Annotated in this window: 22 protein-coding genes; 7 read left to right on the plus strand and 15 right to left on the minus strand. The window is 35.3% G+C overall.

The window, feature by feature from the left end; all coding sequences use genetic code 11:
- Positions 1-408 precede the first annotated feature (408 nt).
- Complete coding sequence (gene rho / locus ABXQ82_RS02315) at positions 409-2,031, minus strand: transcription termination factor Rho (RefSeq protein ID WP_367054285.1); 1,623 nt, start codon at positions 2,029-2,031, stop codon at positions 409-411.
- Between the two features lie 198 nt (positions 2,032-2,229).
- On the opposite strand from rho, the gene ABXQ82_RS02320 reads away from it, so the two are divergent.
- Complete coding sequence (locus ABXQ82_RS02320) at positions 2,230-2,640, plus strand: DUF4293 domain-containing protein (protein ID WP_367054288.1); 411 nt, start codon at positions 2,230-2,232, stop codon at positions 2,638-2,640.
- Positions 2,641-3,020: 380 nt separating this feature from the next.
- Here ABXQ82_RS02320 and ABXQ82_RS02325 read toward each other — a convergent pair whose 3' ends face one another.
- The 4 genes from ABXQ82_RS02325 to ABXQ82_RS02340 form a co-directional block, all read right to left on the minus strand.
- Positions 3,021-3,434 (minus strand): hypothetical protein, encoded by a 414-nt coding sequence (locus ABXQ82_RS02325; protein ID WP_367054291.1) that lies wholly within the window; start codon positions 3,432-3,434, stop codon positions 3,021-3,023.
- A 97-nt stretch (positions 3,435-3,531) separates the two neighbouring features.
- Positions 3,532-6,867, minus strand: a complete 3,336-nt coding sequence (gatB/aspS, locus tag ABXQ82_RS02330) for a bifunctional amidotransferase subunit GatB/aspartate--tRNA ligase AspS (RefSeq protein ID WP_367054294.1) — start codon at positions 6,865-6,867, stop codon at positions 3,532-3,534.
- On the minus strand, positions 6,867-8,267 hold the full coding sequence (locus ABXQ82_RS02335; protein ID WP_367054298.1) for an amidase family protein: 1,401 nt from the start codon (positions 8,265-8,267) through the stop codon (positions 6,867-6,869). Before ABXQ82_RS02335 ends, gatB/aspS begins: the two co-directional genes overlap by 1 nt.
- 2 nt (positions 8,268-8,269) lie before the next feature.
- The gene (locus ABXQ82_RS02340) at positions 8,270-8,539 is read right to left on the minus strand and encodes a hypothetical protein (RefSeq protein ID WP_367054301.1); all 270 of its coding nucleotides are present in this window, start codon (positions 8,537-8,539) and stop codon (positions 8,270-8,272) included.
- 408 nt (positions 8,540-8,947) lie between these two features.
- On the opposite strand from ABXQ82_RS02340, the gene ABXQ82_RS02345 reads away from it, so the two are divergent.
- Entirely contained in the window at positions 8,948-9,976 is a 1,029-nt protein-coding gene (locus tag ABXQ82_RS02345; RefSeq protein ID WP_367054304.1) for a dipeptide epimerase, read from the plus strand.
- A gap of 71 nt (positions 9,977-10,047) precedes the next feature.
- Here the strand turns inward: ABXQ82_RS02345 and ABXQ82_RS02350 are convergent, their stop codons facing one another.
- Positions 10,048-11,316 (minus strand): porin, encoded by a 1,269-nt coding sequence (locus ABXQ82_RS02350; RefSeq protein ID WP_367054307.1) that lies wholly within the window; start codon positions 11,314-11,316, stop codon positions 10,048-10,050.
- Between the two features lie 437 nt (positions 11,317-11,753).
- Between ABXQ82_RS02350 and gyrB the strand changes: the two genes are divergently transcribed.
- From gyrB to ABXQ82_RS02370, 4 genes are all read left to right on the plus strand, one after another.
- Positions 11,754-13,703, plus strand: coding sequence for a DNA topoisomerase (ATP-hydrolyzing) subunit B (gyrB, locus tag ABXQ82_RS02355; protein WP_367054309.1), 1,950 nt, complete (start codon positions 11,754-11,756; stop codon positions 13,701-13,703).
- 439 nt (positions 13,704-14,142) lie between these two features.
- Positions 14,143-14,820, plus strand: a complete 678-nt coding sequence (locus tag ABXQ82_RS02360) for a T9SS type A sorting domain-containing protein (protein ID WP_367054311.1) — start codon at positions 14,143-14,145, stop codon at positions 14,818-14,820.
- Positions 14,821-14,914: 94 nt separating this feature from the next.
- On the plus strand, positions 14,915-15,595 hold the full coding sequence (locus ABXQ82_RS02365) for a transposase (RefSeq protein ID WP_367054313.1): 681 nt from the start codon (positions 14,915-14,917) through the stop codon (positions 15,593-15,595).
- 109 nt (positions 15,596-15,704) lie between these two features.
- The gene (locus ABXQ82_RS02370; RefSeq protein WP_367054316.1) at positions 15,705-16,934 is read left to right on the plus strand and encodes a class I SAM-dependent rRNA methyltransferase; all 1,230 of its coding nucleotides are present in this window, start codon (positions 15,705-15,707) and stop codon (positions 16,932-16,934) included.
- Between the two features lie 112 nt (positions 16,935-17,046).
- On the opposite strand, the gene ABXQ82_RS02375 is transcribed toward ABXQ82_RS02370, so the two are convergent.
- The gene (locus ABXQ82_RS02375; protein WP_367054319.1) at positions 17,047-17,547 is read right to left on the minus strand and encodes a nicotinate-nucleotide adenylyltransferase; all 501 of its coding nucleotides are present in this window, start codon (positions 17,545-17,547) and stop codon (positions 17,047-17,049) included.
- Between the two features lie 178 nt (positions 17,548-17,725).
- Between ABXQ82_RS02375 and ABXQ82_RS02380 the strand changes: the two genes are divergently transcribed.
- Entirely contained in the window at positions 17,726-18,673 is a 948-nt protein-coding gene (locus tag ABXQ82_RS02380) for a nitronate monooxygenase (protein WP_367054322.1), read from the plus strand.
- Between the two features lie 45 nt (positions 18,674-18,718).
- Here the strand turns inward: ABXQ82_RS02380 and ABXQ82_RS02385 are convergent, their stop codons facing one another.
- The 8 genes from ABXQ82_RS02385 to ABXQ82_RS02420 form a co-directional block, all read right to left on the minus strand.
- The gene (locus ABXQ82_RS02385) at positions 18,719-19,102 is read right to left on the minus strand and encodes a hypothetical protein (protein WP_367054325.1); all 384 of its coding nucleotides are present in this window, start codon (positions 19,100-19,102) and stop codon (positions 18,719-18,721) included.
- Between the two features lie 143 nt (positions 19,103-19,245).
- A complete protein-coding gene (locus ABXQ82_RS02390) occupies positions 19,246-19,608 on the minus strand; it encodes a SnoaL-like domain-containing protein (protein ID WP_367054328.1) in 363 nt (120 codons plus the stop codon).
- Between the two features lie 283 nt (positions 19,609-19,891).
- Positions 19,892-20,647 (minus strand): DUF5995 family protein, encoded by a 756-nt coding sequence (locus ABXQ82_RS02395; protein ID WP_367054331.1) that lies wholly within the window; start codon positions 20,645-20,647, stop codon positions 19,892-19,894.
- Positions 20,648-20,758: 111 nt separating this feature from the next.
- Positions 20,759-22,063 carry a deoxyribodipyrimidine photo-lyase gene (locus ABXQ82_RS02400; RefSeq protein WP_367054334.1) on the minus strand — a complete coding sequence of 435 codons (1,305 nt, stop codon included), beginning with the start codon at positions 22,061-22,063 and terminating at the stop codon, positions 20,759-20,761.
- Positions 22,064-22,396 (minus strand): hypothetical protein, encoded by a 333-nt coding sequence (locus ABXQ82_RS02405; protein ID WP_367054337.1) that lies wholly within the window; start codon positions 22,394-22,396, stop codon positions 22,064-22,066.
- A gap of 22 nt (positions 22,397-22,418) precedes the next feature.
- Positions 22,419-22,634 carry a hypothetical protein gene (locus ABXQ82_RS02410; protein WP_144116908.1) on the minus strand — a complete coding sequence of 72 codons (216 nt, stop codon included), beginning with the start codon at positions 22,632-22,634 and terminating at the stop codon, positions 22,419-22,421.
- Positions 22,635-22,791: 157 nt separating this feature from the next.
- Positions 22,792-23,007: a hypothetical protein gene (locus ABXQ82_RS02415; protein WP_367054340.1), complete on the minus strand. Its 216-nt coding sequence runs from the start codon at positions 23,005-23,007 to the stop codon at positions 22,792-22,794.
- Between the two features lie 368 nt (positions 23,008-23,375).
- Entirely contained in the window at positions 23,376-24,032 is a 657-nt protein-coding gene (locus ABXQ82_RS02420) for an aquaporin (RefSeq protein ID WP_367054343.1), read from the minus strand.
- Between the last annotated feature and the right edge of the window lie 68 nt (positions 24,033-24,100).

Consider the following 24,100-nt stretch of genomic DNA (forward strand, 5'->3'; position numbering starts at 1 on the left):
CTAAAGGGCGGCAGGTAGGTAAGAATTTTGGCTTTTTAATTGATCTTCGATACAATTTTTCGTTCCTCAAAACCACTCGAGATGACACGTTAGCCCTATTTAAATTCAAAATGCACAACGGGTTTTTTCCAGTATCTCTATTGTCAAACAGTTCTTGGTTATACTCTGTTTATTTGCTTTTGACTTGTTTAAATAAAGTCATTTGTAGCATTAATTGTGATTAAAAGTGACTGAAAACTATCATAATGTTTCTTGATTTTGAAATAAAAAGTTGTACGTTTTCCAAAGTATAGCAATCAAGTTTTCAGAAAAATTTGTTATTGATTTAAGTGGACACTAGTGATTAAGGTAATAAAAAAACCTCAACATTTCTGTCGAGGTTTAGCTTGAGTTAGTTAGTATTTCTTGTTATCCATTCATGGATATCAAAAACTCTTCGTTGTTTTTAGTTTGTTTAAATCTCTCGTTAATGAATTCCATAGCTTCAACAGGGTTCATATCTGCAAGATATTTACGCATTACCCACATACGTTGAATGGTTGATTCGTCTAAAAGAATATCATCACGACGCGTACTTGAAGACGTCAAATCAATAGCAGGGAAAATGCGACGGTTAGAGATTTTTCTATCCAACTGCAATTCCATATTACCTGTTCCTTTAAATTCTTCGAAGATAACTTCGTCCATTTTAGAACCTGTTTCTGTAAGTGCCGTAGCGATAATAGTCAGCGAACCTCCATTTTCTATGTTACGAGCTGCACCAAAGAAACGTTTTGGCTTGTGTAACGCATTAGCATCTACACCACCACTTAATATTTTACCAGAAGCTGGTTGCACACTATTATAGGCTCTTGCCAAACGTGTGATAGAGTCTAAAAGAATCACCACATCGTGTCCACATTCTACCAAGCGTTTTGCTTTTTCAAGCACGATGTTTGCAATTTTTACGTGCTCATGAGCCTCTTTGTCAAAAGTAGAAGCAATCACTTCTCCACGAACGTTACGTTGCATATCTGTTACCTCTTCAGGACGTTCATCAATTAATAAAATCATTTGATACACCTCAGGATGGTTTGCTGCAATTGCATTGGCAACATCCTTTAGTAACATGGTTTTACCAGTCTTTGGTTGCGATACAATCATACCACGTTGTCCTTTCCCAATAGGTGCGAACAAATCCATAATTCTTGTAGATATTGTACTTTGACGTTCTGCTAAATTAAATTTTTCCTGCGGAAATAATGGTGTTAAATGCTCAAAAGACACACGGTCTCTCACCACATCTGGACTCTGACCATTAATTTTACTCACTCTAATTAAGGGAAAATATTTTTCGCCTTCTTTTGGTGGGCGTACTTGTCCTAAAACAGTATCACCAACTTTTAAGCCAAACAATCTTATTTGCGATTGCGATACATAAATATCATCTGGAGATGATAAATAGTTATAATCCGATGAGCGTAAAAACCCGTAACCATCTTGCATAATATCTAAAACACCTTCACTTTGAATAATGGCGTCAAACTCAAAATCAGGCTCACGGTAACGGTTTCTGTTATCTTTATTACCTTTTTCAACATTACCATTTTTCTGGTTTTTATGCTGATTTTTGTTAGGTCTCGGATTTGGCTTCTTCTGGTTATCGTTCTGTGGTCTAGGGTTAGGCTTATGTACGGGCTTCCTTTCTTCTCTCTTTTGAGAAGCTGGAACCTCAGCTTTTTGCGTAGCTTCAGGTTTCTTTTCAGAGGCCTTGTCGCTATTTTGTTGTTGCTCGTTTCTAGCAGGTTTTTCAACGCGCTGTCTCGGTTTTCTAGCAGGCTTTGCAACAGGTGTTGCATCTGTTTTTGTTTCAGATGAAGCTTCTGGAGCTACAACAGCTTTAACCGCTTTTGGGTCTGCAGCCTGTTGATCTAGTATTTGATACACTAAATCTAATTTTTTTAATGAACGGTACTTAGGTACGTTCAGTTTTTTTGCAATCTCCTGTAAGTCAGTAAGTTTCTTTTCTTTTAATTGTGAAATTTCAAACATAAATGTTTTGTTGGATACTATTATATTAAGTATAAATTTGAGTTTTTCTGAAAAAAATGAATTTTATTCTGAAGAATTAACAATCTGTTATGGCGACTGTTGGGTATTATTACTGCAATTATACAACTTTATTTTAATTTAATCTGTCAATTTAATAAAGAAACTATTATTTTTGCTCTCTATTAATAAGTATTATAAATGTTACAACGCATACAAAGTGTTTATTTATTATTAGCGGCCATATGTTCGTTAGGGCTTATTTTTGTAGTTCATTTATGGATTACGAATGATGGTGTCGTAGTTTTTGCTAAAGATGAATTACCATATTTTGTGGCATTTGTGGTATCGGGCATATTATCATTGGTCGCCATATTTTTGTTTAAAAACAGGAAGCTTCAATTTGTTTTGGGGCGACTTAACATCATATTAAATTTTTTTTTACTAGGATTTTTCGTTTATCTGTCACTAAATGTATCTGGAGAAACGGTAGTTTCTGAGAAAGGTATTGGGATGTTTCTTCCTATTATTTCTATCGTGTTTTTGGCATTAGCCAATAAGGCCATTAAGAAGGATGAAGATCTCGTAAAATCTGTAGATCGATTACGTTAAACCTAACATCTTAGTAGTATTAGTGCGTAGCCCAAGGTGAAGATCTTGGGCTTTTTTTATTGAAGCAGTATTTTGCCTTAGCAAAATACGCAGCTGAACTAATCCCGCTGAAGAGCGGGATCTCATAGATGTAACTTTAGTTTTTTTGTGCCTGTCTGCGCGGCAGGTCTTTTGGGTTTTGCCATTCCTCTCGTCCCGAAAAGGTTTCTTCTATGGCTGTTTCAAAGGTGTTTTCGGTTGTAATGCTATTCATAGAATTTATCTTTCTTCCACTTCATGGGATTGTTGATAATATATTCGGAAATACGGTCGTACGATTTGCTATTTCGGATGATATGGTCGTAATACCGCGCCTGCCATTGAAAATCAGGGTTTATTATTCATGCATCCCTGGTAACCCCAGATTTGAACCCACGAACAATGGATGCCAAATTTTTGGATTGTGGGCCGAAAATAGTGGTGGTGGTAGAAACGCAATGCATTGCGTTTCTACCACCACCACGAGTATTATATCGATTTTTACTAATACCAATAACGGCATGAAAATGATTGGGCATTATCACATATTCTCCCATGGATAAATTCATATCTGGACGCATTTCAAATGTTTTTTTCCATTCATCATTTACGATTTTACCGATAGACGACAAATCCATTATTTGGTTATTTATTTCCCCAAAATAATGGTATCGGTTTTGTGTGCAAATGGTTATAAAATATAATGCTTCGCTACCATAATCCCAATTGGGCAGGCGGGCGGATCCTATGCGGTATTTTCCTTTATATTTTTCCATGGTTTGGTATGCATTGTTGATACGCAATGTTGATACGCAATGTTGATACGCAAGGCATTGCGTATTTACGTGGTTTGATACGCAAGGTATTGCGTATCTACCTGATAACCCTAACATTCATTTCCTCAACCTTTTTATCCGAAAGGGGAGAAGGGGAACCAAACAATAAATCTTCACTTGTGCCTGTTTTTGGGAATGCCATCACTTCTCTAATGGATGCTTTTTTCTCTAAAATCATCATTAATCTATCAACGCCCCATGCAATACCACCGTGTGGCGGTGCACCATAATGAAATGCTTTATACATGGTCCCAACGCTTTTCATCATTTCGTCTTTGTTGTAGCCCATGTTTTTGTATGTCGCTTCCAGAATTTCAGGTTTGTGGGCACGCACGGAACCACCACCAATTTCGAAACCATTCAATATCAAGTCATATTGTTGTGCAATGATCTTTCCAATTTCATCTTCTTTACCATTCATGTGTTTTTCAATGTCGTAAATGGCAGGCATAGAAAAAGGATTGTGCGTAAACGTCCAGCGGCCTTCATCTGTTTTTTCAAACATTGGAAAATCAACCACCCAAGCAGGCCTTAATTCCTTTGGGTTGATCAATTTCAACATGCTGCCTAATTCTTGGCGAACAGCATCCAAAGCTTTGTTTGCTGTATCATAATCGGCAGCGGAGAAAAATACAATGTCTCCAATTTGCGCATTAGTAGCTTTTATAATATTTGCAGCAATGTCTTCGCCTAAAAATTTGATAATTGGCGATTGTAAATCGTTTTCATTGACGATGATATAAGCCAAACCACCTAAACCATGGTCTTGTGCAATAGAAGTCAGTTTTTCAATTTGTCCTTTAGACAAACGTTTTTTTCCTTGTTCTTCGGCAGAAACTTTTATACATTTTACAATACCGCCTTCATCAATTGGTTTGCTAAATACTTGAAACGATGTTTCCTTAACTATAGCCGTAATATCTTGAAGTTTCAACCCAAAACGTAAATCTGGCCTGTCGCAACCGTAATAGTCCATCGCTTCTTTATATGTCAATACTTCAAACGGATGCAAAATCCATTTTTTACCATAGATTTTTGCAACAATCTCATTAAACATAGTCGTGTTTAAATCAATAATATCCTGCATACTGGCATATGCCATTTCAATATCCAACTGTGTAAATTCCGGTTGACGGTCGCCACGCGAATCTTCATCCCTAAAACAACGTGCAATTTGAAAATACTTTTCATACCCACTCACCATCAAAATCTGTTTGAATTGTTGGGGTGCTTGCGGTAAGGTATAGAAAGACCCTGCTTTTTTACGTGTAGGCACAATAAATTCCCGTGCACCTTCATCGGTTCCCGCAGTAAGAATTGGTGTTTCGACTTCTATAAATTCTTGATCGTCGAGAAGGTCACGCATCAATTTAATCACTTTATGGCGATTTACTATGGCGCGACGTACATCATCATTTCTATGGTCTAAATATTTATATTGAAAACGAACGGCTTCATTGGTTTTATGTGCACGTTTAATTTCAAAAGGTAATGTTTTGGAAAGGTTCAAAATTTCTAATTCCGAAGTTTCTAATTCTATCGTTCCTGTTCTTAAAGAGGCGTTATAATCATCAGCTTTACGCTGAACGATTTCTCCAGTAACGGTAATGACGGATTCTGGTTTTAGTTTTACCAAATCGTCCAAATTAGGAAAAGATTCCCTACTTAAACGCACTTGGAAAATTTCGTGACTAGAATCCCGTAAATCGATAAATATCAATTCCCCATGATCTCGCACACTAGACACCCAACCCGCTAAAGTTACGGTTTCAGAAATTGAAGTTTCGCTTAATTGCGATACTTTGTGTGTTCTGTAAGTGTCTTTGATGACTAACGGTATCTCGGGAAGTACTTCCTCATCCTGAACTTTCGTTGTTTGTTGTTGAGCTGTCTGTTGTTTACCACTTCCGTCTTCCGTCTTCGGTCTTCTGTCATTTTCCCCAGCAAGCGCATCCAAAATACTCTGGCGAATTACTTTCCCAGAAGCGCCCTTACCGATAATTGCAATCACTTTTCCAACCAGAATACCTGCCTTTCCTTGGTTTCCAGATTTGATGTCATTTGCAACAGCTTCATTTTCAGAAATTACTTTTTGAATGGCGTCACTAATTTTTTCTTTGGAAATAGTATTGGCTTCAAAGTACGTTTTATAGTCAAATTTTGAATCAGCCAATAACGAGGAAATTGCATTTTGAGCTAAAACAGGCGTTACTTTTTCATCTTTGAATAAACTGAAAATTTCAATAAAATCTGAAACGTTTTCAATATTAGAATACTGTTCGGCTTTAATATTATTGGTCAAAGTTTTTGCAACAAACGATGGAGCTTTTAATTCATTATTGATTGCAACAAAAGTTTCCGAACGTAAAGAGTCTGCGGTAAAAAACTTTGCGTCTTGCGGTAACACGCCACCTTTTATCAAGATAGATTCAACGGCAAAAGGGAGTGTGCTTAAATCTACGTCAATAGACTCCACCACATCCTTAATGCTCACAAACGGTAAGTCAGGTTCGGAAATAAAGCGGTAATCTGCTTCAAATTCCTTTTTACGCATGGTTTTAGTCTGCTTCAAATCGGCATCCCAAAGCACCGTAGTTTGGTCTGGTCTAAACTCTTTATGTTCTAAGAAATAGTTGAGCTGTTTTTCAATTTCTTCCTTTAAGGCCTCCACCATAAACTTAAACGAGTTCAAGTTTTTAATTTCGGTACGCGGGTTTAAATTATAATCACGTTTTTTGCGAAGCGACACAGAAACATCCGATTTAAACTCTCCTTTTTCCAGATTGGCTTCAGAGATTCCTAAATTCTGAACAATACGCTGAATGTATTGCGCATAGGTGGATGCATCTTCAATATGGCGAATACAGGGCTCGGTAACAATCTCAATAAGTGGCACGCCAGCTTTATTAAAATCTACCAAAGACACTTTCTTTTCGTGCATTAATTTCGCGGCATCTTCCTCAATGTGTACTTGCGTTAAATTCACGGTAAACTGCGAGCCATCATTTCGGAAACAAGAGACTTGTCCGTCTGGAATTACAGGATTATGAAACTGTGTAATTTGAATGTTTTTCGGATTATCAGGATATTCGTAATGCTTTCTGTCCCATGAAATCAGGTCGTTTTCAAAAGTCGATTTTACAGCTTTTCCGAAGTAAATCGCTTTTGTAATTGCCTCTTTATTTAGTGCAGGCAGCACCCCCATTTGCCCAGTACACACCGAACATATATTTTGATTTGGTGTTTCTATTTCCTGATTGGCACAAGAGCAGAATAACTTTGTTTTTGTATTTAACCGAACGTGGGTTTCCAGTCCGATTACTAACTCTAGCTCATGCTTTTTTAGTTGCTCATTTAATTGCTCCAAATCCATTATATCGTGTCTTTTAAGAAGTTAGCAAACTTCAAAACGAGTTCGTCATTATTTTTTGCGGCAGTAATTTGTAAACCTGTTGCAGTACCTTGTGGAACGGTTAACGTTGGGAGTTGCCCCAAGCTAAAACCAACGGTATAAGCATCAGATAAATACATTGCCAAAGGGTCCTTTAAACTATCTCCAATCTTTGGTGGCGTGTTTGGTGTGACAGGCGAAACAATGATATCAACTTCCTTAAAATCATGCTCAAAATTCTCTGAGATTTTATCTCTAAGCGCTAAACCTTTCAAATAGATTTCATCTGAAAATCCTTGTGATAATACCTGGTTTCCACCAACTATTCTGCGTTTTGTTTCTTCTGAAAAATTCTCAGAACGTGTTACTGCATAGGTGTCTATTAAGTTATCGCCTTCAATTCGGTTTCCGTAATTTGTGCCATCCAAACGTGATAAGTTTGAGGCGGTTTCTGCCATAGCCAACGTGTAGTATGTTGAAACCAATGTGTTGGATTCAAAGAAATCCAAAGCTTTCACTTCGATACCTTTTGCTTTTATTTTTTCAATAGAGGCTAAAAAATCAGATTTCACCTGAGCATCGATCGCATCATTTTCTATAAAGTTTTTAAAATAGCCTACGGTTTTAATGGTTTCAGAAGTTAAAATACCATCCTTGGATATTTCCGCGGAAGCGTAAGTAGTTTGGTCTTTTACATCTTTACCACTCATCACATTTAACACAATACGAATATCTTCGATAGATTTTGCAATAGGCCCAACACAGTCTGTAGAAGACGCATACGCCATTAAACCGTAACGTGAAATTCGACCATAAGTGGGTTTTAAGCCATATACACCGTTATAGCCTGCAGGTTGACGAACAGAACCTCCCGTATCGCCACCAATGGAAAAAACCGTATAATCTTTAGCAACATTTACCGCAGAACCGCCACTTGAGCCACCGCCCACCAAATCTGGATTGACAGCGTTTTTAACTGCACCAAAAATGGTGTTTTCACTAGAAGACCCATGACCAAAACTATCGCAGTTTTCTTTTACTAAAGGAATTGCGCCAGCATCCAACAATTTTTGAATGGCTGTTGCGGTGTATGCCGATTTATAATTTTTCAATAAATCTGAGCTTGCAGTTGTAAGCGTACCTTGAACCATATAGACATCTTTTATTCCAAAGGGAATGCCTTCCAAAAGCCCGATGGTTTCGCCGTTAGCTATTTTAGTGTCCACTTTTTTGGCTAAATCTAGTGCCAAAGTGTCTAAAAATGAATTTACCGTATTGTGTGTATTGTGCTTTAAAGCTTCCAATTTTTCTTGTACAAGTTGCGTGCAAGTTATTTTTTGGTTCACCAACTGCTGATGAATTTTGTGTATTTGAGATCCCATAACTATTCTTCAATTACTTTAGAAACCACTAAATAGCCGTTCTTTTCTTTCGGAAAGTTTTCGATGATGATTTGCTTTTCAATATCTGGACTGTCTATTACCACATCGTCTCTCAAATTATCCAAAGACACGCAATTATTATGATTCGTATTAAAAGAATTAGTATTTGATGCATTTGCATTTTTAATCACTTCAAATAATTTGTTCACGGCCTCCGATGGCTGCGCTCCTTTAATACTCGACAAAACATCGACTGTCATAATTTTACTCATCTTATTTTCTTTCGTTTATTACTGAAAATTTTAGCGAGTAAAATTACGAAAGTTTTTATGCAGAATAGGTGTTTAAAGCCTTAAAGTTGAATGGGCGATTTTATTGGTTTTAAATATTCAAAATTTATGCTGTTTTATTGTCGATTTGCATGGTTAAACATTGATATTATAATAATATGAAAGTGTTTTTTTTAGATGAAATATATGAATGCAGGTAATGAACTTATCTTGACTTTTTCTATTTCCTAAAAAATGGCCCAAATTCCTTCATATTTCGTTACTTTTTTTTATCCGTAGCGGTGCTATGCCTTTCTGAAAGTGCCTAATCTGAAGAAATTTTGCCTCATTTTCGGTTAAAAACAAAGAGCCAAGATGAGCTCAATAACTAACTTTTTCTATATTTATTAAATGAAATTAAAAATTACACCTACCAAATATCAGCTCAAATTAAAAGACCCATTTACCACGTCAAGATACACGGTTACTGTTCAGGATACGATGATAGTTTCCATTTCAAATGGAGAGATTACTGGTTATGGGGAAGCTACCGTAAACCCCTATTATGGCAGCACGGTTGAGAATTTGGAACATGCAATTAAAAGTGTTTCAGGAATTGTTAAGAAGGGTTTTGGAGTGCATCCCACCGATTTATGGACGCGGTTAGAGCCTAAACTTCGGAAAAATTATTTTGCATTGTGTGCGATAGATTGCGCCTATTGGGATTTTTATGCAAAATTGAATAAGAAAACATTACGTAGTTTTTGGAGTAACGATGATACAAATATTCCCATGACAAATTACACGATTGGTATAGATGAAATTTTTAAAATGAAGTCTAAAATTATTGAAAACACATGGCCAATTTATAAGATAAAATTGGGGACTTCGGAAGATGTGAACATCATAAAAGCGTTACGGAAAATTACAGATGCTGTTTTTAGAATTGATGCCAATTGTGCTTGGGGAACAGATGAAACCATCAACAAATCAAAAGCTTTAAAAGATTTAGGTGTTGAGTTTATAGAACAACCACTTAGAGCAGATGATTGGGGTGCAATGACCATTATAAAAGAAACAAGCGCACTCCCCATTATTGCAGATGAAAGTTGCCAAAGACTAGGAGACGTCGAAAAATGTGCAGAAACATTTCATGGAATTAACATAAAATTGATGAAATGCGGAGGCATCACGCCGGCATTAAAAATGATACAAAAAGCTAGGGATTTAAACCTTAAAGTGATGGCAGGTTGCATGACCGAATCTACTATCGGGATTTCAAGTTTGGTACAAATAGCGCCACTTTTGGATTATATTGATGCAGATGGCGCCATGCTTTTAGAAACCGATATTGCTTCGGGCGTTGGTTTTAAAGATGGGCATATTTTGTTCGCCGATGGTTTTGGTTCAGGTGTAGAATTAAAAACGCTAAATTTATGACTTATAAAAAAGTTGCGAAATGATATGTTCCGCAACTTTCCCAATTACATATTCGATAGTCAAAAAAAAATTTATTTCAAAGAAATTTGGTACTGCAAAACCGCCATGCCCTTGTAATCCTTTTGTTGTAAAGTAGTGGCATCAAAAATAGGGCGGTGTTGATAGCCTAAACTAAATTTGTTGTTGTGTGAGCCGTCTAATAAAAAGTTGATTGTAAAATCGTAAACCGTCATGTTATCTTCTAGTGCATCCCAACTGGAATGCTGTATGGCTATGTTTGGTTGAATAACCATGGGTTGACTTAAAAATTCTGTTTCTTTAAAAGCATAGCCAAATTGGGTGTACCAAGTGCTTCCAGTACCAATCATAGGGAATGCTACACCAGCACCATTAAAGTCTGAGCCACCTCCGGTAGTAGGATTATTTGCGCCAACATTTCTAATATAGTTTTTCCCAAAATCATAGTCAAAAAATCCCAAATAAGTTGTTATGGCATTGCCGTTCGCAAGCGGTAGATTTAAAAATGAATCTGCAGCAAAATGTTGAATATCATAAAAAGTAGTGCTTTCAAGTTTTGCATCGCCATCACTCATGGCTTTTTCTTGATACTGAAAACCTGCACCAATATTGAATACTTTTTTTGCCTGCATGTAGGTGCCCGTTTGGTAGGCAGATTTGTTAGATTCGAGCTCAAAAAATTGGTATTTTACATAAGATGAGGTTTTTACTCTAGGTTTATTATTGGCAAAATTTACAGCATTAACTGGTGCGCTGGTTACAGCGAACGGTCTGTTAAAGGTTAGTCTGTAATCAAATTGTCCAGCTTGTCCTTTAAGCCAAACACCAAATAAACGTCCCAAATCATCATTTTTTTCAACAGAGTTTAAGGTAAATAGAGGGGAGTCTAATCCCATCATGGTTTTGGCAGAACGAATATTCCATCTATTAAGACCTTGCCAACCAGATTTACCGACACCAACCTCTAAAAATTTGGCAAATTTATACTCAACATATAAATCTAAAACATCAAGCGAAAAGGTTTTGTCTTTAAAATTGTAATTGTTGCCTCCAAAAATTGCATAAGCGTAAATATTGGGGGTTATTTGAGAAGATACAGGAATACGTAATCTTCTAATGGAGATATCAAAAAACTCTGAAGCGGGTTCGTCGTATATCAAAGAGCCATTGTTTAAATCGGAATATCTCATCCAAATTTGAGACGTAATGTTCCATTTTATTACGGGTTTAAATTCTTTTTCGCTTTGACAAATTAAAAGTAGTGGCGAAAATAGAATTACTGCCAAAAACCATATGTTGAACGCTCCTTTTTTTAGTTCCATGAGATCTTAAGTTATAGAATTTTGGACAAAATTAAGGTGAACTTATGGGGTAAAAAGTGACAAACATCATGTTTGGTGATTATATTTTTTTACAAGCAATATAAAAGAAGAAAAAGGATAGATATAGCTTTTTAGACCAAACTTTTGGTGATTTTTTTAAACTTGAAAATACGTGAATAAGCTCTTAAAACAATTTTTGCGAATTTTTGACTTTCAGAAGATGGTAAAATCACACAAAATCGATTTTGAGGTGGTTTTTAGGCGATTTAAGACACTTTTGAGTAATTAACAAATGTTGATAAAATTATCATTCACTCGGTGAAATACTTTCAAAAGGGGTTAAAATTCCGTATATTTGTTTGTCTCAGGAGTCCCGATGAACAGCGGGATTTTTTTATGAAAATGAATCAAACTAAAAACAAGAAAAATAATAGAATATGAGCGAACCTAAAGAAGAATTTAACAAGCATAATTATTCGGCAGATAGTATTCAGGCCTTAGAGGGCATGGAGCACGTGCGTATGCGTCCTTCGATGTATATTGGAGATGTTGGGACTCGTGGTTTACACCATTTAGTTTATGAGGTTGTAGATAACTCGATTGATGAAGCCTTGGCTGGACATTGTAACAACATTACGGTAATTATAAATGAAGATAATTCTATTACTACGGAAGATGATGGTCGTGGTATTCCTGTAGATTTACACAAGAAAGAAGGGGTATCTGCCCTCGAGGTTGTTATGACCAAAATTGGAGCAGGTGGTAAGTTTGATAAGGATTCTTATAAGGTTTCTGGTGGACTGCACGGTGTTGGTGTGAGTTGTGTAAATGCGTTATCTGCACATTTAAAGGCTACCGTTTTTAGAGAAGGTAAAGTTTATGAACAAGAATATGAACGTGGAAAATCGTTATACCCAGTTAAACAAGTTGGAGAAACCGATAAACGTGGTACTACGGTAACATTTAGACCAGACCCGACTATTTTTACCCAAACCTTAGAGTATAGTTATGATACTTTGGCGAGCAGGTTACGCGAGTTGGCTTATTTGAATAAAGGAATTACCGTTCATTTAATAGACAAACGGACTAAAAAAGAAGATGGTGAATTTGAAGGTGAAACATTCCATTCTGAAGAAGGATTAAAAGAATTTATCAGATATTTGGATGCCACTCGCGAGCCTTTAATGAAAGATGTGATTGCTTTTGAAGGCGAAAAGAATGGTGTGCCAGTTGAGGTTGCCATGATTTATAATACATCTTATGCTGAAAATTTACATTCTTATGTAAACAATATTAATACGCATGAAGGCGGAACACATTTATCTGGTTTCCGTCGTGGATTGACGCATACTTTGAAGAAATATGCCGATGAATCTGGGATGTTAGATAAATTGAAATTCGATATTGCAGGTGATGATTTCCGTGAAGGGTTAACAGCTATTATTTCGGTAAAAGTTCAAGAACCTCAATTTGAAGGGCAAACAAAAACGAAATTAGGAAATAGAGAGGTTTCTGCTTCTGTTAGTCAAGCGGTTTCTGAGATGTTAACGGATTATTTAGAGGAACATCCAGATGATGCCAAAACGATTGTCCAGAAAGTAATTCTGGCGGCACAAGCGCGTCATGCAGCTCAAAAGGCTCGTGAAATGGTACAGCGTAAAACTGTGATGAGCATTGGCGGTTTACCTGGGAAATTAAGTGACTGTTCTGAGCAAGACCCTACAAAATGCGAAGTATTCCTTGTTGAGGGAGATTCGGCAGGTGGAACCGCAAAACAAGGTCGTGATAGAGCGTTTCAGGCTATTTTGCCACTTCGTGGGAAAATCTTAAACGTTGAAAAAGCGATGACGCATAAGGTTTTTGAAAATGAAGAGATTAAAAATATTTTTACTGCCTTAGGTGTTACCATAGGAACCGAAGAAGATAGTAAAGCATTGAACCTTTCAAAATTACGCTATCATAAAGTAGTGATTATGTGTGATGCCGATATTGATGGTAGTCACATTGCCACTTTAATTTTAACCTTCTTTTTTAGATATATGAAGGAATTGATTGAAAACGGACATATTTATATAGCAACACCACCATTATATTTGGTAAAACGTGGTGCGAAGAAACAATACGCTTGGAGCGATAAGGAACGTGACGAGATTGTTTCTGAATTTGGAGATGGTTCTAAAATTCAACGTTATAAAGGTCTTGGAGAAATGAATGCAGAACAACTTTGGGACACCACTATGAACCCTGAGTTTAGAACCATGCGTTTGGTTCAAATAGATAATGGCACAGAGGCAGATCGTATTTTCTCTATGCTAATGGGCGATGAAGTACCACCTCGCAGAGAGTTTATTGAAAAGAATGCTATTTATGCGAATATTGATGCATAAAACGTAGTGTAAATAATAAAAAAGAGGTCGTCCAAAAAGTAATTTTTGGACGATTTTCTTTTTTGCTATATTTTGATTTTTTATTTCATTTTAAAATATAGAGTTCAGCGTCTCAAAAATAACAAAAGCAAAAGTAGCCCTATCATAGCTAAGCTATGCTTTTTAAGGTTGTGTGCCATAGCGATCAGCCCTATTTCAACATTTATTTTATCGGCATCGATAGCTTCAAAACCTAGTGTATTTGGAATGTGCTATTTGTCTTTGAAATTTTTTTCCGTATAAGATCATAATTCTTTTAACTGCTTTTTCAGACCGCTTCTTTTTGTTTTAAAAAAACTACAATGCGCTTCAAAATAAGGAATGTAAGAATTTTTTAAAATAAAAGTAGGATTTAGAAAATTGATTTGTATTTTTATGGAATAACCAAATCACTATGTATATGAACAAAATTACTCTAGCAACACTTTTATTATTTTTTAGCATTAGTTTAGATTTATTTTCACAAAATGATTTTTGTAGTGCCTCAATAGCGTTAAACCCAGATGAAACAGCCATAGGAAATACAAATTCAGGAGGTACTGTTTCTGGTGGAGGTAGTAGTGCCTGCCCTCACCCTTTGTTTAATGATTATTGGTATTCTTTTATCGCACCACCTAGTGGTGAAGTTACAGTATCAAGCGATAGCGATTTTGCTATTTATAACAGTTGTGTAGGTGCTACGCTAGTATATTGCGGTACAGGTAATAACAATGTGGTTCAGTCACTTCAAGATGGTGCTACTTATTATATACAAGTTGTACCTTTTCCTGTAACCTGTAAAGGACTTGCCTGCGGGGATTTTTCTATAATGGTTTCAGGAAATGTATTATCAAATGAAGAGTTTGCTACTAATCAGTTTAAAGTTTATCCAAACCCTGTAAGCGATGTTTTGAAAATTAACACTCAAAAAGAGCTTAAAAATATTCAAGTTTATAATATTCTTGGAAAACAATTAATAAGTATTGTACCTAATAACTTAGAAACAATATTGGATTTTTCAGATTTTAGTAGCGGTCACTATATATTAAAATTGAATTCAAAACATGCTTCTAAAATCATTAAGGTTTTTAAGAAATGATATAAAATAGAAACACAACTAGAAATGGTTGTGTTTTTTTTGAGACGCGATGAATTGCGTCTGTACGAGATAGGTTAATTTGAATATTGCTGGGATGTCTGCACAAAAATTTAATGGCAAATATAGAATTCCGTCAGCCCGTTTAAGAGGGTATGATTATGCATCCAATGGTGCCTATTTTATTACGATTTGCACCTCAGATAGATATTGTTTTTTTGGTGCAATTGAAAATAATGAAATGTTGTTGAATCCTGTTGGCGAATTGGCACAAAAATTTTGGAATATGATACCCGAACATTTTCCATTTATTATTTTGGATGAAATGGTTGTGATGCCAAATCATGTGCACGGGGTTTTGTGGATTGATAACATTGATGATAGAGACGCGATTCATCGCGTCTCCAAACAAACAGACGCGATCAACCGCATCTCCGAACAAACAGACGCGATCAACCGCGTCTCCGAACAAACAGACGCGATCAACGGCATCTCCGAACAAACAGACGCGATGAATCGCGTCTCTACGGGTGGTGCAACAGGAAAAAACAATCCAATGTTTCACAAAAACATATCACGTGTTATGCGCTGGTACAAAGGCAGGTGTACATTTGAAATAAATAAAAAACACCCAGATACAAATTTTGGTTGGCAAACCAGGTTTTACGATCATATTATTCGAGATGAAACAGCATTGAAAAACATACGAGATTATATCATAAATAATCCAGCTAAGTGGCAAAGCGATAAAAATAATAAAGACCGATTATCGGTTTAAATTAATAAAACATAATTATATGAGGTAATTCATTTTCTATCAATCTAAAAGGAACAGGTAAAACCGTTTCTTTGTAAATTCAAGTTTGCTTTAAAATAATCCTTCTTTAATGTCCTTTTCTCCAAAACTAAAATCAAATCACAAACCAAAACGCTTAGCAGTTAAACTGAACTCCAAAGGCGAACAGTTTGTAGTACAAGGACATCCATGGGTGTTTTCCAATAATATCATAAAAATAAATGATGATGCTAAGTCTGGAGATTTAGCCATCATTTTCAGTAAAAATAAAAACCGCGTTGTTGGTTTAGGTTTATATGATGCTAGTTCGCCAATTCGGATTAAAATGCTTCATAGTAGCTATGAGAAAGCTGAAATTAACGCAGGGTTTTTTCAAAATAAAATAGATGAAGCTTATAATAAAAGACAGCCTTTATTAAAAACGAACACGAATAGTTATCGTTTACTTTTTGGAGAAAATGATGGCTTTCCTGGGCTAATTGCTGATGTTTATGCATCGGTTTTGGTCGTTAAAATTTATTCTGAAATATGGTTACCTTATTTAGAAACTATTATTCCGAGTTTGCAGCAAACATCAGAAGCTGAAACGGTTGTTATCCGATTAAGCAGAAGTATAGAAAAATCAAAGCTTCATAAACTTGAAAACGGAGAAGTTGTTTTTGGTACTCTTGAAAACGAAGTTGTGGAATTTGTAGAACATGGTGTTAACTTTTCGGCAAACGTTATTAAAGGTCATAAAACAGGTTATTTTTTAGACCATCGCGCCAATAGAAAACAAGTAGGTGAGTGGAGTAGTGGAAAAACGGTTTTGGATGTGTTTTCTTATGCTGGTGGGTTTTCGGTACATGCTTTATACAATGGTGCAAAAGAAGTGACGAGTTTAGATATTAGCAAACAAGCATTAGAAATTGCTATTGAAAACGGAAAGTTGAATACCTATTCAGGAAAACATAAAATAATTGCTGGCGACGCTTTCGTGGAATTAAAAAACCTCATTAAAAGCAAAGTAACATTTGATGTTGTGGTTATAGATCCTCCAAGTTTTGCAAAACAAGCTTCAGAAATAGATTTAGCAAAAAAGAAATATATGCAATTGGCAGAATTAGGCGAAAAACTAACTGCTAAAAACGGACTATTAGTTTTAGCATCTTGTTCTTCAAGAGTATTAGCCGAAGAGTTTTTTGAAATTAGTAATAAAATGTTTGATTCTGCCAATAGGCGTCACAAAGAAGTTTTAAAAACACAGCATGATATAGATCATCCCATCAGTTTTCCAGAAGGCGCATATTTAAAATGCGGTTATTATCGTTTTTTAGATTAGATTTAGCTTTTAAATTATGGTGCAGAAATTTTTCAGAATAGAATTGATTAACAAAAAAAGTGCATCCATAATTTGAATGCGCTTTTTGTATCAAAAAATTAAATAGGTATTCTTATAAAAACGCACCTTTTTCATCTGTTTTAACCGTAAGGGTTTCATCTTCATTTTTAATTTTAATTTTGTATTCCTGTTTTATGGAATCTTTTTCAATATGGTACCTAATATAGTAAACATCTTCAACTATTCCCCAATTAGGAAATCGCTTTGAAATCGCTTGCATAACAACTAAAGGCAATCTTACATTTTTGTATTTTTCAATAGTTCTTAAAATTTTGCCATTTACATCATAAGCGGCAACTATTTTTCCTTCAGGAACATAAAAAGACACGCTGTATATGTCGTTTTTGTCAGAGTAAAGTCTAGATTGTTCTATATTTTTGTAGTTAAGAATTTCTTCTTCTAATTTTTTAACGCGTTCAGGAACATGATCTACATCTACGGCATCTAAATATTTGTAATTTACTGAAATAACCGTTTCTGGAAGTTCTACGGTTTGAGAATTGACTTGGGTGGTGAGACCAAAAATGAATAAACCTAAGATTATTTTTTTCATGATTAAGATATTATATAGTTTATTGACTTCAAAATTAACTATGCGCGCATAGTAAAAAAATGATAAATGTCATGTAAATCAGTAGTTTAGATGTTTTCAATAATGAGGGTTTTCTAACTAAGTGATTATCAGTTACTATGCATGCATAATAATTTATTATATTTGAAAAAAATATTTTATGGCTACTAAATTGACAAAACTTCTCAATATAAAATACCCAATTATTCAAGCCCCAATGTTTTTGGTATCAAATGTAGCCATGGTAAAAGAAGCCATGAAAGGAGGAATAGCAGGCTGTATTCCTGCATTAAACTATAGAACTTTAGATGAATTAAGGGGCGCTTTACGCGAATTAAAAGCTGCTAAACCAAAAGGAGGTTCATTTGGGTTTAACCTCATTGTAAACAAATCTAACGTAAAATATAAAGGGCAGTTAGAAGTGATTTGTGAGGAAGGTTGCGACTTTATAATTACCTCTTTAGGTAGCCCAGAGGAAACCATAAATCAAGCACATAAAGTTGGGATTAAAGTATTTTGTGATGTTACGGATTTAAAATTCGCAAAGAAGGTTGAAGGTTTAGGTGGCGATGCCATTATTGCTGTTAACAACGAAGCAGGAGGACACCGAGGTAATTTTTCTCCGGAAGCACTCATTAAAGAGCTGAGTACACATTGCAGTATTCCAATAATTTCGGCAGGAGGAGTAGGGTGTAAAGCAGATATTGATAGAATGTTAAGCTATGGCGCAGACGGCGTTTCGGTTGGAAGTCCGTTTATAGCCTCAGAAGAAGCAGGTGTTACAGAGGAGTATAAACAAGCCTGTGTAGATTATGGAGCAGAAGATATCGTGATGACCGAACGTATTTCGGGTACACCTTGTACGGTTATCAATACACCTTATGTTCAAAAAATAGGTACGAAACAAACTTGGCTGGAATCGGTATTAAATAAAAACAAAAAGCTTAAAAAATGGGTAAAAATGATTCGTTTTTCTATAGGTATGAATGCTACAAAAAATGCGGCGACTAAGGCCACTTACAAAACGGTTTGGGTAGCAGGACCAAGTATAGAGCATACAACCGAAATTTTACCGACTAAAAAAATTATAGAAAGACTTGTAAAGTAATTTCACTAGAGCTAAACTTATTTTCCGAGATTGCCGAAAAATATTTTACTCAATTTTAACTAACTCCAACATTAAATCTTTTGTTTGAACCTCATTTTTCTCAGAGATACAATAGTAAGTATTGTTACCAGTTTTAACAATTTCAATTTCAAAAATTTTTCCAACTACATGTTGTAATTTTGGTTTGGAAACTTTGGTACAGGTCAATGTGAATTCGCAGTCCGAAATCCATGTTACGGCACTATAAATTATAAGTCCGCTTTTAGTATTTGTTTCAATTTGAACAGCATCTGTTCTACACACTTTCCAGTCAGCATAAGATGTGTCCACATATTCAAATTTTCCTGTTTTAAAATCTTGACACGTTTTATTTTGACCAAAGGCAACTAGGGAGAATAAGGAAAACAGTAAAACCACTAGCTTTCTCATATTATATACGGGTTGGTTGGTTATTCAAATATAAGGATTTCTGTTGTGAAATATTTAGATGGTGTTTTCTAAATTTAGATTTTAAGCATAAAAAAAGCTTCAAAACAGTTATTGAAGCTTCTTAAGTTTTAAAAATTAATGGGTTACATCGTATAAAAAAATTGCTCGTTTACAATTTTTCCATCGTTAACTTCAAACACACAAACCTCTTCCATTTGCTGTCTGCCACGGTCTTTAAACGTGACGTCAAAACTCATTTTGCTTGTAAAATGATTGTCGGCTACTACAGGATCCGAGATGTCGCCACCATGAAACTCCACCACATTGTCCAACCATTGTTTGCTTTTATCCCATACGTTCTGTTTGCCCGTAACCACTTCTCCGGAAGGCACCCCTGGCATTTCCCTACTCGTTACATTGTCTCCGTAAAGTTCTTCTATACATTCCAAATTTTTACCCTCACGACACATTTGTGCCCACTTATTTGCTACTTCTTGTGTATTCATAATTTTAGTTTGTTTTGATGAAGGATAAATGTACCAAAATTTTAAACATATAAATCTTAATAAAATGTTATGATTTTTGAATGAAAATTAGTTGGGCGTTTTAACACGCTTTCCACTATATCTTTTTTGCTTTTAATGGCAAAAAAGGATGCCGTTGCAATCGTTAACGCATCTGTTTGCAATGTTCATAGGTAGCCCTCTAAATTTCTGATTGTTTATTGGATTTTGTGAGTACACACAGAACTAATAATACATATCCTAGGTTTACAATTCACAAAAAAAGCTAGTCCGCTTTTAATTTTGAAAGGATGACGCTTACCTTTTTGGTTTCAAATTTTTGCGTCAACTTAAGTACAAATCGAATTATCCGCGATTTTGGCCCCTTGATGCGCTCACTAATTTTTAGGACAAGATGGTCTATACTATTTATGGCTCCTTCGCTTTGACCTTTGCCTAATGACCAAAGTAGGTTTGCTCCATTCCAAGATTGCTCACGAGCTTTTCGCATGCTAAAGTCAATAATTTTTTCATCCTTGTTCTCGCCCAATACATCTAGAATAAACATTAAGGGCGACACCCGACTGAGGCGATCTTGCATCTCGTTAGTAATCTGAAATAGAATGTCATTCACTTTATTGAAATCAGCTTCAATATCAAGAATTTCCTTACCAGACATAGTTGCTGCTGTGGCAACACAAAGGTCAAGGTTGATATGAGCGTTCATCCCTAACAAAATATGTTGCAGAATGGTCAAGGACTCATCCGTGTGATCAAAGGCATAGGTCCAAGAAGAACTTACATGCTCATTATTTTTGTAGGCTTTGAAGGCATCTAGGTACAAATTGGCAAATGCAACATCTAGGATTTCTAAGCGTTGGTTATTCTCAAAATTACCCAGAGCAATCTCGGAAGCAATCTCAGCAGTAGTCCGTCTATAGATATAGGCAAACAAACCCAGCCTGCTGTTGGTTGCGATGCTTTCATTAATAATAACATCAAGCTGTTCTAGAACTTCCTTTATGGTGGTAGCGCGTTGCATGTTTTAAATGTATTTTAATGAATCTCTGATAAAAAATATTAAAATATTTTTTATCAGGAGCTAAACGAAGTTATCGTTTTTTTTAGACAAAGTAAAGAGAAGACATCTAAACTAATTCAAAGCTGCCTTATAAGTTTCCAAACAACGTTCTCTAGCAAATTTATGCTCCACAATAGGCTGCGGATAGGTCAATTCTTGAAAATCTGACACCCATTTTTTAATGTAATTCAAATCCTTATCAAATTTTTGTATTTGAGTCGTAGGATTAAAAATTCTAAAATAAGGTGCAGCATCAACACCACAACCGGCAACCCATTGCCAGTTGCCAACATTACTTGCCATATCGTAATCATGTAGTTTTTCAGCAAAATAAGCTTCGCCCCAACGCCAATCAATCAACAAATGTTTGCATAAAAAACTTCCCACTAACATACGCACTCGGTTGTGCATAAAACCGGTTTCGTTCAGTTGGCGCATTCCCGCATCAACTAATGGATACCCCGTTTTTCCTTCGCACCACGCTTTAAATTCATCTTCATTATTGCGCCATTCAATTCTGTCGTATTTCGGTTTAAAACTCTCGTCTTTAGTATGTGGAAAATGCCAAAGGATTTGCATAAAAAATTCACGCCAAATCAGTTCTTGCCAAAATATTTCATTCTTTTCAGCAATCGCCTTTTCAACCATTTTACGAACACTTACAGTTCCAAAACGTAAATGAGGTCCTAATCTCGAGGTGCTGTCTTTTGCAGGGAAATTACGAGTGGCTTCATACTCTTGAATAAGCACAGGTGTTACCGTATATGGCTCTATGTGTTGAGCAGATGTTTTAAAACCAATATCAGACAAACTCAAACTTGGTAAATCAATAGTAGGAATTAAATGTTTTAATACTGTTTCAGATGGAGAAGATTTCAAATCAAGAGTTCTAAAAGTAGCCTTCCAAAGTTTCATATATGGCGTATATACCATATACGGGTTGCCATCGTTTTTAACTATTTCATCTTTTTCAAAAATCACTTGATCTTTAAACGTTTTGAATTCTATAGTGTTTTCAGATAAAAAAGAATGTATCGCTTCATCGCGTTCTTTCGCATAAGGCTCGTAATCATGATTGGCATAAACCGTATTAATATCATATTTATTAACCAAATCCTTGAAAATATCTATTGGTTTACCATGAAATAGGGCAATATTGCTATTATGCTGTTCTTGTAAAGTAGTGCGCATGTCTTGAAGCGTCTTATAAATAAAAGAAACACGCGCATCATCCTCAGGAAGCTTTTCTAAAATTTCAGCATCAAAAATAAAAATGGGCAGAACAGGATGATTTCCTTTTAAGGCTTCATAAAAGCCAACATTATCGTCTAATCTTAAATCGCGGCGAAACCAAAAAAAGTTAATAGATTTTTTCATTTAACACTTACCATATAATTCTTCCAATTGAGGCTTCACTAAAATAGGATGTACCAATTGTCTAAGCAAACCAAAAGGAACTTTAAAATCTTCAATACTTAATCTGGGAATGGGTTTTAAATTGATACTTCCGGGACAATAAACTAGTCCGTCAGCATTTTCAATTTCTGGTAATTCATCTTGAGTTATATCGCAATTGTGGTGGGTTAAATTGTTATGCGATATTTCGGGAATACTTCTGCTAATGTTTATGACATTACATACTGCTAATAGCTTTTCAACCAATGCTTTTCCAATGCCCTTACTGCCACCAACAATTAGTATTGTTTTCATGGGTTTCAGGGCATTTTGTGTTTTATGGCCTGCCCTTTAGCCTTTTTTCAATTTTTTGTTTTATAACAGTCAATCGTTTCATAAGATCCATTATTTCAGGATCCTTTTTTTCTTTATAAATGTCATTTAAACCTAATATTAAACTTTTTACTTCTCTAGAAGATTCGATGCGCTCACTTGTAGTTTTAAAAGTGTGTCTTCGCTGCTCAAATTCTAAAGCTTTATCAATAATTTCCATAATTCTTTTTTAATCTTTAATCTCATTTAATTGGAGCAAATAGCATACCAATTAGGCAATATAATAAATTATGCTAGATTAACTATTTTTATATAGAATTATTAGGGAAAATTTAATATTTATAAATATTAAGTACCTGTTTTTGATGGTTATACTATTAAGGTCTGCCTTTGAGTCTTTTTTCAACCTTTCTTTTTATGACTGTTAACCGCTTCATGATATCCATGATGTTTTCGTCTTTTTCTTCCTTATAAACTTTATTTAAATCTAAGATCAAAGCTTTTGCCTCTCTTGATAATTTAACGCGATCGCTAGTTGATAACGATCTCATTTTTGTTTGCTCAAATTTTAATGCTCTATCGATTAAATCCATGATATTAGCTATTTAAATAATTATTGATTTTTATGTTTTGTGGTTTTAAATCGAACATTAAATTATACAGTCAGAAAATTTTTCTATTTATATAATATGAAGTGTTTAGAACCACGATTGTCAATTCTTTTTTTAAAATATGGTAAATATATAAAATGTTTAATCGATATTATGAAAAGTTAAACAAGATAATTTATAATGGTATAGGTAATCTTTATATTTAAAACAATCCGTAATTATTTCAAAAGATTTCAATTTTCTTTAGAAAAGACATGTTATTGACTTAGTTCTTCGATAATTTCTGGATATTGCGTTTCTATATATTCAATAGTAATGTTTTTTTCCATTTTTTCAGCAAAAGTCAAATCTTAACAACACTGCTCATCCTTAACCAATTTACAACTAGAAACAGCAGCAATAGCACCTAAAATTGGTGCAGAAATATACAGCCATAAATACTGAAAATTCCCTGTAAATAGGGCAGGAGCAATGGAGCGAATAGGGTTCATTGAGGCTTTTGTCATAGGGCCCGCAAACATGGCTTCCAATAAAATGACACCACCTACGGCAATAGCTGCCATGGTGCCAATTTCTTTGCTACCTGTAGAGACATTGATGATGACCACCATTAAAAAGAACGTGAGCAAAAATTCTAAAATAGCAGCTTTATATGGTGGGAAACCTTCCGCTGGTGTGGTTTCGCCTAAAAACTGACTTTCCGGGAATAGAAACCACAATAAAAATGCTGCAAAAATGGCTCCAATGGCTTGAGCTAAAATGTACTTGGGTACTTTGTTCCAAGCAAATTTTTTGGCAAATGCAAACCCGATGGTTACTGCGGGATTAAAATGTGCGCCTGATATTTCGCCAAAAGCGTAAATCATCGCCATGACTATAAGTCCCCAAGTGGCGGCAACACCTACGTGAGAAATACTTCCGTTTGTTATTTCGTTAATGGTCATGGCGCCACAACCGCAGAATACCATGGCAAATGTGCCTATTGTTTCGGCATAATATTGTTTCATTTAATTTGCTTTTCAGCAAATATACAACGTCTTATTTTAAGCTTTTGTTAACAATAACCGATTTAATA

The organism is Algibacter sp. 2305UL17-15 (genome assembly GCF_040720935.1).
Classification (GTDB): domain Bacteria; phylum Bacteroidota; class Bacteroidia; order Flavobacteriales; family Flavobacteriaceae; genus Jejuia.